At 59.9% G+C, this 14,764-nt stretch carries 14 protein-coding genes and 1 pseudogene; 10 read left to right on the top strand and 5 right to left on the bottom strand.

From position 1 onward, the window contains the following. The first annotated feature begins 174 nt into the window (after positions 1-174). Positions 175-1,362: a dual-specificity RNA methyltransferase RlmN gene (gene rlmN, locus ACN0VH_RS07755; protein ID WP_278922097.1), complete on the top strand. Its 1,188-nt coding sequence runs from the start codon at positions 175-177 to the stop codon at positions 1,360-1,362. 191 nt (positions 1,363-1,553) lie between these two features. Beyond that, positions 1,554-1,757 (top strand): hypothetical protein, encoded by a 204-nt coding sequence (locus ACN0VH_RS07750; protein WP_417700202.1) that lies wholly within the window; start codon positions 1,554-1,556, stop codon positions 1,755-1,757. A 79-nt stretch (positions 1,758-1,836) separates the two neighbouring features. Here ACN0VH_RS07750 and ACN0VH_RS07745 read toward each other — a convergent pair whose 3' ends face one another. Continuing rightward, the gene (locus ACN0VH_RS07745; protein WP_278922099.1) at positions 1,837-2,685 is read right to left on the bottom strand and encodes an LOG family protein; all 849 of its coding nucleotides are present in this window, start codon (positions 2,683-2,685) and stop codon (positions 1,837-1,839) included. A gap of 145 nt (positions 2,686-2,830) precedes the next feature. On the opposite strand from ACN0VH_RS07745, the gene ACN0VH_RS07740 reads away from it, so the two are divergent. The 3 genes from ACN0VH_RS07740 to dapD all read left to right on the top strand — a co-directional run bounded on the left by ACN0VH_RS07740 (position 2,831) and on the right by dapD (position 5,348). Then, positions 2,831-3,763, top strand: a complete 933-nt coding sequence (locus tag ACN0VH_RS07740) for a threonine/serine dehydratase (RefSeq protein ID WP_417700200.1) — start codon at positions 2,831-2,833, stop codon at positions 3,761-3,763. 38 nt (positions 3,764-3,801) lie between these two features. Beyond that, positions 3,802-4,401, top strand: a complete 600-nt coding sequence (locus ACN0VH_RS07735; protein ID WP_278922101.1) for a GntR family transcriptional regulator — start codon at positions 3,802-3,804, stop codon at positions 4,399-4,401. A 119-nt stretch (positions 4,402-4,520) separates the two neighbouring features. Continuing rightward, on the top strand, positions 4,521-5,348 hold the full coding sequence (dapD, locus tag ACN0VH_RS07730) for a 2,3,4,5-tetrahydropyridine-2,6-dicarboxylate N-succinyltransferase (RefSeq protein WP_278922102.1): 828 nt from the start codon (positions 4,521-4,523) through the stop codon (positions 5,346-5,348). 166 nt (positions 5,349-5,514) lie between these two features. On the opposite strand, the gene ACN0VH_RS07725 is transcribed toward dapD, so the two are convergent. Then, on the bottom strand, positions 5,515-6,063 hold the full coding sequence (locus ACN0VH_RS07725; RefSeq protein ID WP_417700199.1) for a HutD/Ves family protein: 549 nt from the start codon (positions 6,061-6,063) through the stop codon (positions 5,515-5,517). Positions 6,064-6,274: 211 nt separating this feature from the next. Here ACN0VH_RS07725 and ACN0VH_RS07720 point away from each other — a divergent pair, with 211 nt between their 5' ends. After that, positions 6,275-6,622: a DUF8846 family protein gene (locus tag ACN0VH_RS07720; protein ID WP_278922346.1), complete on the top strand. Its 348-nt coding sequence runs from the start codon at positions 6,275-6,277 to the stop codon at positions 6,620-6,622. A 65-nt stretch (positions 6,623-6,687) separates the two neighbouring features. Here ACN0VH_RS07720 and ACN0VH_RS07715 read toward each other — a convergent pair whose 3' ends face one another. Next, positions 6,688-7,725 (bottom strand): transporter substrate-binding domain-containing protein, encoded by a 1,038-nt coding sequence (locus ACN0VH_RS07715; protein WP_278922104.1) that lies wholly within the window; start codon positions 7,723-7,725, stop codon positions 6,688-6,690. Positions 7,726-7,986: 261 nt separating this feature from the next. On the opposite strand from ACN0VH_RS07715, the gene dapE reads away from it, so the two are divergent. The 4 genes from dapE (at position 7,987) to rnr (ending at position 12,489) form a co-directional block, all read left to right on the top strand. Further along, the gene (gene dapE / locus ACN0VH_RS07710; protein WP_417700198.1) at positions 7,987-9,132 is read left to right on the top strand and encodes a succinyl-diaminopimelate desuccinylase; all 1,146 of its coding nucleotides are present in this window, start codon (positions 7,987-7,989) and stop codon (positions 9,130-9,132) included. Continuing rightward, positions 9,129-9,554 carry a GNAT family N-acetyltransferase gene (locus tag ACN0VH_RS07705; protein ID WP_417700196.1) on the top strand — a complete coding sequence of 142 codons (426 nt, stop codon included), beginning with the start codon at positions 9,129-9,131 and terminating at the stop codon, positions 9,552-9,554. The genes dapE and ACN0VH_RS07705 overlap by 4 nt, the downstream gene beginning before the upstream one ends. Continuing rightward, complete coding sequence (locus ACN0VH_RS07700) at positions 9,551-10,141, top strand: TIGR04282 family arsenosugar biosynthesis glycosyltransferase (protein ID WP_417700194.1); 591 nt, start codon at positions 9,551-9,553, stop codon at positions 10,139-10,141. Before ACN0VH_RS07705 ends, ACN0VH_RS07700 begins: the two co-directional genes overlap by 4 nt. Positions 10,142-10,206: 65 nt before the next feature. Continuing rightward, positions 10,207-12,489, top strand: coding sequence for a ribonuclease R (rnr, locus tag ACN0VH_RS07695; RefSeq protein WP_417700193.1), 2,283 nt, complete (start codon positions 10,207-10,209; stop codon positions 12,487-12,489). Positions 12,490-12,588: 99 nt separating this feature from the next. Here the strand turns inward: rnr and ACN0VH_RS07690 are convergent. Further along, positions 12,589-13,434, bottom strand: a pseudogene (locus tag ACN0VH_RS07690) (ABC transporter permease); the annotation flags it as partial. A gap of 15 nt (positions 13,435-13,449) precedes the next feature. Beyond that, positions 13,450-14,721: an ABC transporter permease gene (locus tag ACN0VH_RS07685; protein WP_278922110.1), complete on the bottom strand. Its 1,272-nt coding sequence runs from the start codon at positions 14,719-14,721 to the stop codon at positions 13,450-13,452. Positions 14,722-14,764 lie beyond the last annotated feature (43 nt).

Below are 14,764 nucleotides of genomic sequence, written 5' to 3'. Positions count from 1 at the left end.
CTGGCCAATGGCCGGGGTTTTGCATTTGCACCCCGCCCTACTATGGTGGTCCGTACAAAACGGACCAATATCAATTGGGCCTCTGCATAGCCGGTCTGCGAAGGAATCTTTTGATCTTTTGCCGATCTCCTATATAGACCCGCATTCACCCTCCAAACCTAGAGTCGAGCTGCCATGACTGCCAACGCGCCGATCACCCAAGACGTTCTGACCCTGCCCCGCAAGCTGCCCGAGGGCGGCAAGGCCAATCTGGTGGGCATGACCCGTGACCAGATGCGCCAGGCACTGATCGACATCGGCACCCCGGAAAAGCAGGCGAAAATGCGCGTCGGCCAGATCTGGCAGTGGATTTACCAATGGGGCAAACGCGACTTTGCCGAGATGACAAACCTGTCGAAATCCCTGCGCGCCGATCTGCAACAGCATTTTGAGATCAGCATCCCCGAGGTGATCAGCAAACAGGTTTCCGAGGACGGCACCCGCAAATATCTGGTGCGCATCGCCGGCGGTCACGAGGTCGAGGTGGTCTATATCCCGGAAGACAGCCGCGGCACGCTGTGCATTTCCAGCCAGGTCGGCTGCACCCTGACCTGCTCCTTCTGCCATACCGGCACCCAGAAACTGGTGCGCAACCTGACCGCAGCTGAAATCATCGGCCAGGTAATGATGGCGCGCGACGATCTGGACGAATGGCCCGTACCCGGCACCCGCAACACCGATGAGGCACGCCTGCTGTCAAACATCGTGCTGATGGGCATGGGCGAGCCCTTGTATAATTTCGAAAATGTGCGCGACGCGATGAAAATCGCCATGGATCCCGAAGGTATCCAGCTTAGCCGTCGCCGCATCACCCTGTCGACATCCGGCGTGGTGCCGGAAATCGCCCGTACAGCCGAAGAAATCGGCTGCCTGCTGGCGGTGTCTTTCCATGCCACTACCGACGAGGTGCGCGATAAACTGGTGCCGATCAACAAACGCTGGAACATCGAGGCCCTGCTGGAATCCCTGCGCGCCTATCCGCGCCTGGCCAATTCCGAACGCATCACCTTTGAATATGTGATGCTGGATCATGTGAACGACAGCAAGGAAGATGCCCATCGTCTGGTCAAACTGATCGAAGGCATTCCGGCCAAGATCAACCTGATCCCCTTCAACGAATGGCCCGGCGCGCCCTACAAACGGTCCTCGGGCAATCGAATCCACGCCTTTGCCGATATCATCCATGATGCCGGCTATGCCTCGCCAATCCGCAAACCGCGTGGCGAAGACATCATGGCGGCCTGCGGCCAGTTGAAATCAGCCACCGAACGCGCCCGCAAAAGCCGCAAGCAGATCGAGGCAGAGGCGGGAATGAAATCCTGATCTGCGCCGCTGCAAATCCCTGATCTACCGAAACGCCGCCAAGCCAACGCTTTGCGGCGTTTTGCTGTGCGTGTCTTTGGCGCATCAGCGCGACGCCGCCACAAAATCTCCTCAAACTGGATATAATCCGGCCACAGCGCGCCAACAATCTCAACCTCAGAAACAATTAAACAAGTCTATGAGGACTGAGCATGACCCAAGCACCCCCATCCCCGCTGGACAAAAACCTGCTGGAACTGATCCGCGAAGAACGCGAAAAAGCGCTGAGCCCACGTGAATGGCAGTTCCGCCTGCGCGGCTATGGCTATGCCATCAAACGTGTGGCAGGTGACCAGATCCTGACCCGCCTGCCCAAAGGCACCGAAATTGGTGTGCTGCCCGCCGACATCGCCTGAACCCGCGCAAAACTGTCTGGCCCCTATTGGGGCCTTTGACACAGGCAATCGCAGATCTACGGGAACAGGCCGCCCGCAATCAGCGTTCGCGGCCAGGCAGGCTATCGCGCGCCGGCTCTGGCGACCAGTTTTGGATGATCTCCGCCGCCTCTTCGGCGGTCTCGACAAATTTGAACAGTTGCAGATCCTGTTCGGAAATGGTGCCGGCATCAGCCAGCGCCTCCCAGTTGATGATTTTTTCCCAGAAGGCGCGTCCAAACAGGATAAAGGGCACCCGCTCCATCCGGCCAGTCTGGATCAGGGTCAGGCTCTCGAACAGTTCATCCAGGGTGCCAAAGCCGCCAGGGAACACCGTAATCGCTGCCGCGCGCATCAGAAAATGCATCTTGCGAATGGCGAAATAGTGAAAGTTGAAGCTCAGCTCGGGGGTGACATAGCCATTGGGCGCCTGTTCATGCGGCAGCACGATGGATAGCCCGATGGATGCGCCCCCCGCATCAATGGCACCGCGATTACCAGCCTCCATCACCCCCGGCCCCCCGCCGGTGGCAATCACGTTCTTGCGGCCGCCGCTTTGCAGCGAAACCTCTGTCATCATGCGGGCAAATTCACGCGCCTCATCGTAGAAATGCGACAGATCTGCCAGCGTCTGGGTGCGGGCACCGCCCTTATTCGCCGGGCTGGGGATACGCGCGCCGCCAAACATCACGATTGTGGTCTCGATGCCCCGTTCGTCCAGCATCAGCTGCGGCTTCAGCAGCTCTAGCTGCAACCGGACCGGGCGCAGCTCTTCGCGGCACAGGAAATCCCCATCCGCAAAGGCCAGCCGATATGCAGGCGACGCAGATTGCGGCGTCTGTGGCACGTGTTCGGCACGGCTCTTGTCGGCATTTGCATCGGTAAAACGGCTGTGGCGATCATCATTCATGGCGTCTCGGGCAATCCTGTTTGAACAATTATAGCGCCAGCTTATCCCCCATTGGGTCAGAGGTGCCAGCAGGAACATCAGCAGGTCTTGTACCGCCCCCGCCAATCGCTAAGGTCAGTACGCTGCAAAACGGGAGAGCGCGCATATGGATTGGACCACTGAGATCAAGGCGGCAACGGCACGGATTACGGGGCACACCCAGGTAACCCCGGTATTGCAGTGCCAGGGCTTTGGGCTGGATATCCCGATCGAGATAAAGCTGGAACAGATGCAGCATACCGGCAGCTTCAAGGCGCGCGGTGCCTTTAATACCCTGCTCAGCCAAGACATTCCCGCGGCGGGTCTGGTGGCGGCATCAGGCGGCAACCACGGCGCGGCGGTGGCCTATGCGGCGAACAGACTGGGCCATCGGGCGCGAATCTATGTGCCCGAGATGGCTGGCCCCGCCAAGATCGCCCTGATCCGCAACAGCGGTGCCGATTTGCAGGTGGTGCCCGGTGCCTATGCCAACGCGCTAGAACTGGCCCAGGCCTATGAACAGGAAACCGGCGCCATGCAGGTCCATGCCTATGACGCACCGGCAACCGTGGCGGGACAGGGCAGCTGCTTTGCCGAATGGCAGGAACAGGGGCTTGCGGCCGATACAGTGATCATCGCCGTGGGCGGTGGCGGGCTGGTGGGCGGTGCCCTGGCCTGGTTTCAGGGGGCCAAGAAAATCGTCGCGGTCGAACCCGCAACCTCTTGCGCGCTGCATGCCGCCCTCGCTGCGGGCACACCCGTGGATGTAGAGGTCTCGGGCGTGGCCGCCAATGCGCTGGGGGCGCGACGGATCGGCACCATCTGCTTTGATCTGGCGCAGCAACAACACCAGGCCGACAAGTTGACCTCGCTCACCGTCAGCGACGAGGCAATCACTGCCGCGCAATCCGCCCTGTGGCGCGAACGCCGCCTGTTGGTCGAACCGGCTGGTGCCACCGCGCTTGCGGCGCTGACCTGCGGCGCGTATCAGCCCGCGCCGGGCGAAAAAGTGGCCGTGTTGCTCTGCGGTGGAAATATCGCCCCCGATCCGCTGGGCTAAGCCTTGCACCAGCGCCATACGCAGCCTATCGACCAGTCATGAATGCAACAATCGCAGATAGCATCTATCACGCCCTGAGCGAGCAGATCGTTACCGGCGCCCTGCCCGCCGGGGAAAAGCTGCGTCAGGACCATATCGCGCGGGCCTTTGACACCAGCCATGTGCCGGTACGCGAGGCCCTGCTGCGACTGGAAGCACATGGGCTGGCCATATCCGAACCCAGGCGCGGCACCCGTGTCAGCGCCCTTAACCCCGGTGAAATCCGCGAGGTGATCGAAATGCGCGTCGCGCTTGAGGTTCTGGCGCTGACCCATGGGATTGCCCGGTTCTCCAAAACCGATATGGCCGAGGCCGAGGCCGCCCGCCAGGCCTGCGATGCGGCCGAAGACATGGCCAGCTGGGAGCGCTGCAACCGCGCCTTTCACCGGGTGCTGCTGGCACCCTGCCAGATGCCGCGACTGCTGGCCTCGATTGATGATCTACACATCGCCTCGGCGCGGCATCTCTTTGCCAATTGGCAACATCAGTGGCGACCGCGGATTGATCAGGACCATGCCGCGCTGTTGCGCGCAATTGGCAATCAGGACGCCAGCGCCGCCTGTGAAATTCTGCGCCGCCACCTGCGCCGAGTGCGCTAAAGCCCGCAGCCACCGCTTTGCCGCCCAGTTTCGGCGCAATCGGGCATGACCTGCGCGCCAATTGCCGTTAGAAAGCTGCGAATCCTTTTTGCACGTCAATCACGCCGGAGTACCCCCTTATGTCCAACGCTCAGCTGGAAACCGCGATCGAGGCCGCCTGGGAGGCCCGTGATAGCATCACCCCCGCCACCACCGGCGAACAACGCGACGCCATCGAAGCAACCCTGCACGCGCTGGATTCCGGTGCCCTGCGGGTTGCTGAAAAGCAGGACAGCGGCGACTGGCATGTCAATCAATGGGCCAAAAAGGCTGTTCTTCTGGGGTTCCGTATCAAGGACATGGAAATGCAGTCCGGTGGCCCGCAGGGGTCCAGCTGGTGGGACAAGGTTGACAGCAAATTTATGGGTTGGGACGCGGCAGATTGGAAATCAGCCGGTTTCCGAGCCGTACCAAACTGCATCGTTCGCAAAAGCGCCTATATCGCGCCCGGCGTTGTGCTGATGCCCTCTTTCGTCAACCTTGGTGCCTATGTTGATGAAGGCACCATGGTAGATACCTGGGCCACCGTTGGGTCCTGCGCACAGATTGGCAAGAACGTGCACCTGTCTGGTGGCGTGGGAATTGGCGGCGTACTGGAACCCATGCAGGCCGGCCCAACCATCATTGAAGACAACTGCTTTATCGGGGCGCGTTCGGAAGTGGTTGAAGGCTGCATCGTGCGCGAAGGCTCGGTTCTGGGAATGGGTGTCTATATCGGCAAATCGACCAAGATCATCGACCGCGAAACCGGCGAAGTCATGTATGGCGAAGTGCCGCCCTATTCGGTGGTTGTTTCCGGCTCGATGCCCTCCAAGAACAACGTCAACCTGTACTGCGCGGTCATCGTGAAACGAGTCGATGCCCAGACGCGCTCCAAAACCGGGATCAACGAGCTGCTGCGCGACTGATCCCAGGCATTGATCCCAGGCGGGGGCAGCCCCAGCCGCGTCAAACGCCTTGCACCATCCAGAATGCGCGCCGTTTCAGCCCGAAACGGCGCGCATTTTTGCAAAAGCCGCTCTTTTCTGGCCGCTCATCCGTCAAGCCCGTGATCCAGGATGAACGGCTCCAAGCCTAGGGAATGTCGCGCAGGCGCAGCAATACGGCCTGCCCGCCGTCAGACAGCGTTACCTCGGGACCAAGCGCGCCATGATATCCCTCGCCAGTAGAGAGGCGCTGGAAGACGGTGCCATCAGCCTGTCCCGACAGTACAAAAAGCACCACCGCATCAGCGGGCAGGGGATGCGTACCCTGCGACAAGATCTGTATCTCAGCGCTGATTTTTCTAGGATCATAGATCAGGTTGAAAGCGGTGCAGCCCCCGTCATTCAGCCCTGCCATCAGATCAAGCCCGCCATCAAAATGCAGCGGCTGCAATGGCTTGGCCTCTAGCTGAAGATCCGCGCCAGTCAGGCGCAACCCGGCCCCAGCCACAATGCAGTGGATCCGCGCCATCCCGGGAAAGCGCGAAAAGACGCCGTCCTGTTCGATGGTTGCCAGGCTCACCCGCCAGAGCATTGCCCCCTCTGCGGAGTCTCCGGCCCGGTGGCAGACCAGCTCTCGGGTAGAGCCGCCCCCGTTCTTCCAAGCCTGCACCGGGATATCCGCCACCGAAAACCGCATATTGTCATCCCCCGTCAGATCTTTGCCTGACCGGTTTTGCGGCTTTTTCAAACGGCAGGCAAGCCACTGCAGATCATTTCCCGGCTCATGTTGGGCGATACCGCAGCAATCGCGCGGTTGGGGCGATTGGGGCGATTGGGGCGATCCGCCCCGCGATCAACAGGTTGGAATTCGATTGACCGCACGCCACCAGCAGGGCTATGGCGAGCGCATGGAAAAGAAGAAGATATCCCGCCAACAGGTCTACACGCTTTTGGTTCAGATTGGACGCAAAGAAGGCGACGGCCTGCCCGAAGGCGCCACCGGGGCAGCCTTGATGATCTATGCCTCTGGCGTGGACGAGGCCGAAGCCGTGCGCGAAACCGTCGCCATCCTGAAGCAGGCAGATACCGCGCCGCTGGATGTGACGGGCTATGGCACCCTGGCCGAGCGTGAGGAAGAAGGCCATGAGATCGGCGAGGAAGAGCACGCGCTGATGCAGCGGGCGCTGGAAGAAAACTCCGTGATCGTCGCCCAAATGACACCGTTCTTTGACGGCCAGGAACCAACGCTGCACTAATCATTTAAAATGACGCCGATCGCCGAACCGCGCGGGCGCTGCGGCTGCTACTGGTCCAGCAGGTCCTAGTCCAGCTGGCCGAACCAGCTACGATAGATTGCCTCATAGCTGCCGTCTTCCTGCATCTCCAGGAGCGTCCGGTTAACCGGTTCCGTCAGGGCAGACCCCTGCGGGAAGACAAAGCCGTAATATTCGCGCAGGAAAGCCTGGCCAATTGTGCGCCCATAGGCACTGCCACCATGCTGGACATAATAATTCAGCACTGGCGCATCAAAGACCACAACCCGGATATCGCCCTCCTCAAAGGCCGCCAGCATCGCGCCCAGGCTGCTGTAGCCTTGATAATCGATGTCGCGACGCTGCAGAAAGCTCGCAGCGGTAGATCCCTCTATGGTGCCTGTCCGTTTGCCATAGAGATCATTGACCGATGTAATCGATCCGCTGATCGCTTCTACCGTCATCACCGCCGTGATCTTGGCCACAAAGATCGACACGACAAACAGCGAGGAAACCACCAGAAGAACCCCAAACATTCGTCCGATCGGCGTGCGGGGCACCCGCTCTTCAAAGCCGCCGTTGACCACCAGGTTCAGCGCCCACCAGAAAGAGGGAAACCAGGCCTCTTTCAGCGGGCGATCAAAATAGGGCTGGGCCCGGCGTTCCAGCGCCCACATGAACATGCCCCCCACCAGCAGCAGCAAAAAGGCCAGGCCAATGGCGATCACCAGATCCCAGGACAATAGCGCGTACATCAATGAAGGCGCGCGCGCGTCATCTGCCTGCACCAGAATTTGCAGCCCACTTTCAAAAACCGGCTGACTGAAATCCATCACTGCCTCGCGGGCAGCTGTGATCGAAATATTTGCCGCCGCCAGATCCACCTCTCCGTCGGCCACCCCATCAAGCATCTCGGCAAAGGTGCCCTGGCGATGGATCACCACCTGCCAGTTCAACCTGTCAGCAATCGCATGTAGCAAGTCGATGGAAAACCCGGTCTCTTCTCCCTTTTCAATCATTGAAAAGGGGGGGCGGGTCACTGTGTTGACCTCTATCACCTGCGCTGCCAGCGCAGTTCCCCACAACAAGAGAATAAAAGGGAGCATACAACGAAAGGAGCGCAAATCTATACCTAAGAGCCAAATACAACATTCCTGAATCCGTCTTAGGGGGTTCGCCCTGACCAGGCAAGCTTGAACCCTTTGGCCAAGTCTGGACGTTGCGCCCAATATGCCGACTGTTTACATGGGATTTTTCAGAATTTGCCCGATGTTGGCGCCGGATTTGCAAGGTCTTTCAAAGCACGGTAAATCAGGCCAACCTCATCTCATGCGTCAGGCCTTGACGCCCTACAGGAGCATCCCCCAATGTCCGCCATCGACCCGGTTCGCCTGACCGCAGATCTGATCCGCTGCCCCTCGGTCACCCCAGAAGAAGGCGGCGCGCTGCACCTGCTGGAAGCCCTGCTCTGCGAGGCCGGTTTTGCCTGCACCCGCGTGGATCGTGGCGGCATTTCCAACCTGTTCGCCCGCTGGGGCGACAAGGGCCATGTCCGCAGCTTTGGCTTCAATGGCCACACCGATGTGGTGCCGCTGGGCGATGAAACCGCCTGGACCATGCCCCCCTTTGGCGCCGAGGTAAGAGATGGGGTGATGTATGGCCGGGGAGCAACCGATATGAAATCGGGCGTTGCCGCCTTTGCCGCCGCTGCCATTGATTTTGTCACCCAGACTCCGCCTGATGGTGCCGTGATCCTAACCATCACCGGCGACGAGGAAGGCGATGCCATTGACGGCACCACTGCGCTGCTGGACCATATGCAGACCACAGGCGAAAAGATGGATGTCTGTCTGGTGGGCGAACCCACCTGCCCCAATATCATGGGCGAGATGATCAAGATCGGGCGGCGTGGGTCCATGACCACCTGGTTCACCGTGACGGGCAAACAAGGCCATTCCGCCTATCCGCATCGCGCCAACAATCCGCTGAACGCCATGGCGCGGCTCATGGATCGTCTGGCAAGCCATCCGCTGGATCAGGGCACCGCGCATTTTGATGCCTCGACCCTGGCGGTGGTGACCATCGACACCGGCAACCCGGCGACCAATGTGATCCCGGCGCAGGCCCGTTCAACCGTCAACATCCGCTTCAACGACAGCCATTCTGGTGCCAGTCTCACGGCCTGGCTGCAACAAGAGGCAGACAGCGTCGCGGCAGAGTTTGGCGTTGAGATTGACCTCAAGACGCAGATTTCCGGCGAGAGCTTCATCACCCCGCCCGGTGCGCTGTCGGATCTGGTCTCGGCGGCTGTGCAGGCCGAAACCGGCGTCACCCCCGAACTGTCAACCACGGGCGGCACCTCGGATGCGCGCTTTGTCAAGAACCATTGCCCGGTGGTTGAATTTGGTCTGGTCGGCAAGACCATGCACCAGGTAGACGAAAACGTGCCTGTGGCGCAGATCAAGCAGTTGAAATCCATCTATACCCGCATCCTGAAAGACTATTTCACATGACAGCTGTGATCGAAATTACCCAGGATTTTACTGCCTGCTATGCGCTGCGCCATAAGGTCTTTGTGCAAGAACAGGGTGTCCCTGAAAGCGAGGAACTGGATGCACATGATGCCAGCGCCACCCATCTTCTGGCATGGCAGAACCACGCGCCCATTGGCACGGCCCGCATTGTGTTTGATGGTGACTTGGCCAAGATCGGGCGCGTTTGTGTGCTACCAGATCTTCGGGGCACCGGGCTTGGCGCAGACCTGATCCGTGCCGCCCTTGCCATTGCCCGCGACACCCCCGGCATTGCGACGGTCAAGCTGGGCGCGCAAATCCAGGTGCTGGGGTTTTATGAAAAGCTGGGCTTTAGCGCCACAGGCCCGGTCTATGACGACGCTGGCATTGACCACCGCGACATGGTGATGGAGCTGGCGTGAAACCAACCCTGATCATTATGATCAAAGAGCCACGCGCTGGCCGGGTGAAAACCCGGCTGGGGCGTGACATTGGCCAGATCGCCGCAACCTGGTGGTTTCGTCATCAAAGTGCCCGGCTGATCCGCCGCCTACGTGATCCACGCTGGCAGATCATCCTTGCGGTTGCCCCCGATCTGGCTGTTGCCGCGCGGGTCTGGCCCGCCGATATTGCCCGCCACCCCCAGGGGCCTGGTGATCTGGGCCAGCGCATGGCGCGACTGCTGCGCCACTTTGGCCACCCCCGCATCAGCCCCGGCCCGGTCTGCCTGATTGGCGCGGATATTCCTGGTATCAGCCCCGCCCATATCGGCCGCGCCTTTGCCGCGCTTGGGGCCCATGATGTGGTCTTTGGCCCGGCGATGGATGGCGGGTATTGGCTGATCGGTGCCAAACATCCAAGCCGCCTGCCGCCCGGCCTGCTTTCAAGGGTGCGCTGGTCCAGTCCGCAGGCCCTTGCCGACAGTATCCGCAGCCTGCCCGATCAGCGCATTGCCCTGATCGACCAGCTGCGCGATGTGGACACCGGCGCCGACCTGCACTGCGTATAGCAGGGTTGCACTGCCGGGCGCGCTTTTATCATGACCTGCCGGGCCAGCCATGCTAGGCGAAGGATATGACCCGTATCCCCTCCAAGGCAGAGATCCTCGATTGGATCAGCGCCCACCCGACCCAGACATCGAAACGCGACATTGCCAAGGCTTTTGGCATCAAGGGCGCCGACCGAATCGACCTAAAGCGCCTGCTGAAAGAGCTGGAGGCCGAAGGTCATCTGCAAAAGCGCAACAAGACCTATCGCGATCCAGAGCAATTGCCCCCAGTCACCGTGCTGCTGATCAAGGCGCCGGATGATAATGGCGATCTTTATGCGCAGCCACTGGAATGGCACGGCGAAGGCGTCGAACCCATCGTTCTGGTTGTCACCACCCCGGCCGGGCCCGCCCTGGGCCAGGGTGATCGCATTCTGGCCCGGCTTACCAAGGTTGAGGGCGGTGATCACCACTATGAGGCCCGGCTTATTCGCCGCATTGGCGTCAATCCCAAGCGGGTGATTGGCATCTTCCGCAAAGGCACCGAAGGCGGCCGCATTGTGCCCATCGAAAAAGCCTCGGCCAACGAATGGGCGGTGATGGCGGATGCCATGTTAGGCGCCCAGGATGGGGAACTGGTAGAGGCAGAACAGGCTGGCCCCAAGGGCCGCATGGGTCTGCCGCGCGCCCGGATTCTCAACCGGCTGGGCGACCCTTCGGCCCCGAAGGCGGTGTCGCTGATCGCCATTCATCAGCACGGCATTCCCGATGATTTCCCCGACAAGGTCGTGGCCGAAGCGGATGCCGCCAAGCCCATGGGCCTGAAAGGGCGCGAAGATCTGCGCCAGATGCCGCTGATCACCATCGACCCGGCAGATGCCCGCGACCACGATGACGCCTGCTATGCCGAAGCCGACACGGATCCGAAGAACCCCGGCGGCCATGTCATCTGGGTGGCGATCGCCGATGTCGCCGCCTATGTCACCCCCGGCAGCGCGCTGGACCGCGAAGCGCGCAAGCGCGGCAACTCTTCCTATTTCCCCGACCGGGTTGTGCCAATGCTACCGGACCGGCTGTCAGGCGATCTGTGCTCCCTGCATGAGGGCGTCCCACGCCCCTGTCTTGCCGTGCGTATGCAGATCGACGCCGAGGGCAACAAGATCTCTCATCGCTTTGTGCGCGGGATGATGCAATCCGCTGCTTCGCTGCACTACACCGAGGTCCAGGATGCAATTGACGGGCAAGTGACCGAACGGACCGAGCGGTTCCTGGAGCCGGTGATCAAACCGCTCTATGCCGCCTATGAGGCGCTGAAGGCAGCCCGCAGGCAGCGCGAACCGCTGGATCTGGACCTGCCGGAACGCAAAATCATCCTCAGCGACAGTGGCCAGGTGACATCAGTCGCTTTTCGCGATCGGCTGGACGCGCATCGCCTGATCGAGGAATTCATGATCCTCGCCAATGTCGCCGCCGCCGAAACCCTGATCAAGAAGCGCTCACCGCTCTTGTTCCGGGTGCACGAAGAGCCGGCGCCGGAAAAACTGGAATCGCTGCGCGAAACCGCCATGGCGGCGGGCTTTCCGCTGGCCAAGGGACAGGTGCTCCAGACCCGCCACCTGAACGCGCTGCTGAATGGCGCAGCGGGAACCGACGACGCAGAGCTGATCAATATCTCGACCCTGCGATCCATGCAGCAGGCCTATTATGCGCCTGAAAACTTTGGTCATTTCGGCCTCGCGCTCCGCAACTATGCGCATTTCACCTCGCCGATCCGGCGTTATGCCGATCTTATCGTGCATCGCTCGCTGATCTCGGCCCATGGCTGGGGCGACGATGGGTTGTCGCCTGCAGAGATTGAAGGCCTGGCAGAAACCGCCACCCATATTTCGGAGACCGAACGCCGATCGATGATTGCCGAACGTGACACCACCGACCGCTATCTCGCGGCCTATCTGTCCGAACGGGTTGGCAATGAATTCACTGGTCGGATCAGCGGCATCGCCCGATTTGGCGCCTTTGTGAAAATGGATAAAACCGGTGCCGACGGCCTGGTGCCCGTGCGCACAATCGGGCGCGAGTTCTTTCACTTTGATGCCGAGGGCAATACCCTGATGGGGGTTGATACCGGCCTGACCCTTTCCATCGGCCAGCGGGTCACCGTACGCCTGACCCAGGCGGCGCCCGTCACCGGCGGCCTAGAGCTGGAGCTGCTTTCCATCGAAGGAGACGAGCTGCCAAAGGGCAATGTTCGTAGTGGTGGCGGCGGCAGGCGTAGCCCCGCCGGGCGTACCGTTAAACGCAAAAGCAATCGCTCAAAACACAAGGCCGCCAAGGTCAAACGTAAAACCGAACGCAAGCGCAAGAGCTGAGGCAGCGCGCAGTTTCTGCGCTCCAACAAAGCCAATAAAACGCGAAAGGCCCCGCAGAAATATCTGCGGGGCCTTATTTTTTATGTTTATTTCAGAACTTTAACCAGGGCTCATCCCGCGCAGACGTTCCGAACGGCGGCGCAGTAATTCAACCGTTGTCAGCAGCATGATCGAAATCGCCACCAGGATTGTCGCAACCGCCAGAATGGTGGGTGAGATCTGTTCCCGCAGCCCGATAAACATCTGCCAGGGCAGGGTCTTCTGACCAGCCGAGCCAACGAACAGGACCACCACGACTTCATCAAACGAGGTGATGAAGGCAAACAGGCCGCCCGAGATCACGCCAGGCAGGATCAGGGGCATCTGAATGCGGAAGAAGGTGGTCACCGGATCCGCGCCCATATTGGCCGCCGCACGGGTCAGCGAGCGGTCAAACCCAACCAGCGTTGCCGTAACAGTGATGATCACAAAGGGAATCCCCAGTGCCGCATGGGCCAGCACCACCCCAAGGTAGGTGCCCTGCAGACCAATCCGGCTGTAGAAGAAATACATGCCCGCAGCCGAAATAATCAGCGGCACAATCATTGGCGAAATCAGGATCGCCATGATCGCGCGCCGGAACGGCACATGCTGCTGGCTTAGCCCGATTGCCGCCAATGTGCCAAAGCTGACCGAAAGCAGCGTCGCCATTGGGGCAATCTTCAGCGAATTCCACATCGCACTTTGCCAGGAATCATTGTTGAAGAAATCCCGGTAGTGTTTCAGCGAAAACCCTTCTGGATCAAGCCGCAGCATTTCCGGGGTGAAAGTAAAGAAGTCCTGCGCATTGAAGCTCAGAGGGATGATCACCACAATCGGCGCGATCAGGAAGAAAAAAATCAACCCACAGATCACCCGGAAAGAGTAGTACCAAGCCCGCTGGCCCGTCGTCGCATATGGAGGAAGTGCACTCATTGTCGGTTACCCCAGCTTCACGTTGTCGATGCCGACAATCTTGTCATAGACCCAGTACAGCAGCAGCACCACTGCAAGCAGGATCGAACCAAGCGCAGCGCCCAGACCCCAGTTACCCGATGTCGAGATGTGATAGGCAATCAGGTTAGAAATAAAGGTCCCTTTGGTCCCGCCAACCAGGGCCGGGGTGATGTAGTAGCCAACCGCCAGAATGAAGACCAGGATCGACCCAGCACCAATGCCCGGCACCGACTGCGGGAAATACACCCGCCAAAAGGCCGTCCAGTTGGTCGCACCCAGCGATTTTGCCGCCCGCAGATAGGTGGGCTGGATCGTCTGCATCACAGAATACATCGGCAGGATCATAAAGGGCAGCAGGATATGGGTCATCGCAATGATGGTACCCAGCTCATTGTTGATCAGCACAAGCCGGTTGTCATCGGCCACAAGACCAATCCAAACGAGGACATCATTGATAACCCCCTGTTGTTGCAGAAGGATTTTCCAAGATGACGTTCGAACCAGCAAGGATGTCCAGAAGGGCAGCAAGACCAGGATCATCAAGAGATTGGCTTTGCGTGTTGGCAGGTTTGCCAGCAACCAGGCCACTGGATAGCCCAGCATGATGCAGCTGAAGGTAATGATCAGCGACATCCGCATGGTGCGGATCAGCATGGTATTATAAATGCGCTCTGTCTCGGGGCGAACTTCGACCCCGTCGGCGCCCAGCTTCAGATCGACCGCGTTGAGGAAATACCCCGCCGTCCGCGTGCCGGAATAGGTCTTGATGGTGCGCCATAATTCAAGATCAGCCCAGCCATCGTCCAGTTCGATCAGGCGTTCCTTATAGGGGCCGTCGTTTTCGACATCCCACTTTCCGATCTTGCGGCCAGATTTACGAAACACCGAGGACATACCAGGATTTTCGTAGTTCAGACGCTTGGCCACACGGGTATGAACCTTGAGTTCGGCCGCCGCCTTCATATCCACGGCCAGGGCCGCAAATACGGCTTCATCTGGCAGTTCGCTTGAGTCCGGGTCCCAACTTTCCAATGCGTCAACGGTTTTGGGCAGAACCTCTTGAACGATGCGATTGTCCACGGAGCGGAACAGCATGTCGCCCACAGGCAGGATGAAGGTCACAAGAATAAACAAGAGCAGCGGTGCAATCAGCATCAAAGCCCTGAGCTTCTGCAGCCGCAGTGCCTTCGCGAGGCTACGCTTTAGCGGCGTGCCATCAGCGGCCAGCACAGGGCCATTTTGGGTGGTATCACTCATGGTGGGGATCCCCGTCGGGTCTTTTTTGATTGGTGGAGAAAGG

It is taken from the genome of Pseudophaeobacter sp. (assembly GCF_048267565.1).
GTDB classification, from domain to species: domain Bacteria; phylum Pseudomonadota; class Alphaproteobacteria; order Rhodobacterales; family Rhodobacteraceae; genus Pseudophaeobacter; species Pseudophaeobacter profundi.
This window is presented reverse-complemented; position numbering and strand designations above follow the sequence as displayed.

Excerpts from the sequence above, each read along its gene's own strand:
- rlmN (WP_278922097.1), top strand. The coding sequence starts at position 175 with ATGACTGCCAACGCGCCGATCACCCAAGACGTTCTGACCCTGCCCCGC.
- ACN0VH_RS07750 (WP_417700202.1), top strand. The coding sequence starts at position 1,554 with ATGACCCAAGCACCCCCATCCCCGCTGGACAAAAACCTGCTGGAACTG.
- ACN0VH_RS07745 (WP_278922099.1), bottom strand. The coding sequence starts at position 2,685 with ATGAATGATGATCGCCACAGCCGTTTTACCGATGCAAATGCCGACAAG.
- ACN0VH_RS07740 (WP_417700200.1), top strand. The coding sequence starts at position 2,831 with ATGGATTGGACCACTGAGATCAAGGCGGCAACGGCACGGATTACGGGG.
- ACN0VH_RS07735 (WP_278922101.1), top strand. The coding sequence starts at position 3,802 with ATGAATGCAACAATCGCAGATAGCATCTATCACGCCCTGAGCGAGCAG.
- dapD (WP_278922102.1), top strand. The coding sequence starts at position 4,521 with ATGTCCAACGCTCAGCTGGAAACCGCGATCGAGGCCGCCTGGGAGGCC.
- ACN0VH_RS07725 (WP_417700199.1), bottom strand. The coding sequence starts at position 6,063 with ATGCGGTTTTCGGTGGCGGATATCCCGGTGCAGGCTTGGAAGAACGGG.
- ACN0VH_RS07720 (WP_278922346.1), top strand. The coding sequence starts at position 6,275 with ATGGAAAAGAAGAAGATATCCCGCCAACAGGTCTACACGCTTTTGGTT.
- ACN0VH_RS07715 (WP_278922104.1), bottom strand. The coding sequence starts at position 7,725 with ATGCTCCCTTTTATTCTCTTGTTGTGGGGAACTGCGCTGGCAGCGCAG.
- dapE (WP_417700198.1), top strand. The coding sequence starts at position 7,987 with ATGTCCGCCATCGACCCGGTTCGCCTGACCGCAGATCTGATCCGCTGC.
- ACN0VH_RS07705 (WP_417700196.1), top strand. The coding sequence starts at position 9,129 with ATGACAGCTGTGATCGAAATTACCCAGGATTTTACTGCCTGCTATGCG.
- rnr (WP_417700193.1), top strand. The coding sequence starts at position 10,207 with ATGACCCGTATCCCCTCCAAGGCAGAGATCCTCGATTGGATCAGCGCC.
- ACN0VH_RS07685 (WP_278922110.1), bottom strand. The coding sequence starts at position 14,721 with ATGAGTGATACCACCCAAAATGGCCCTGTGCTGGCCGCTGATGGCACG.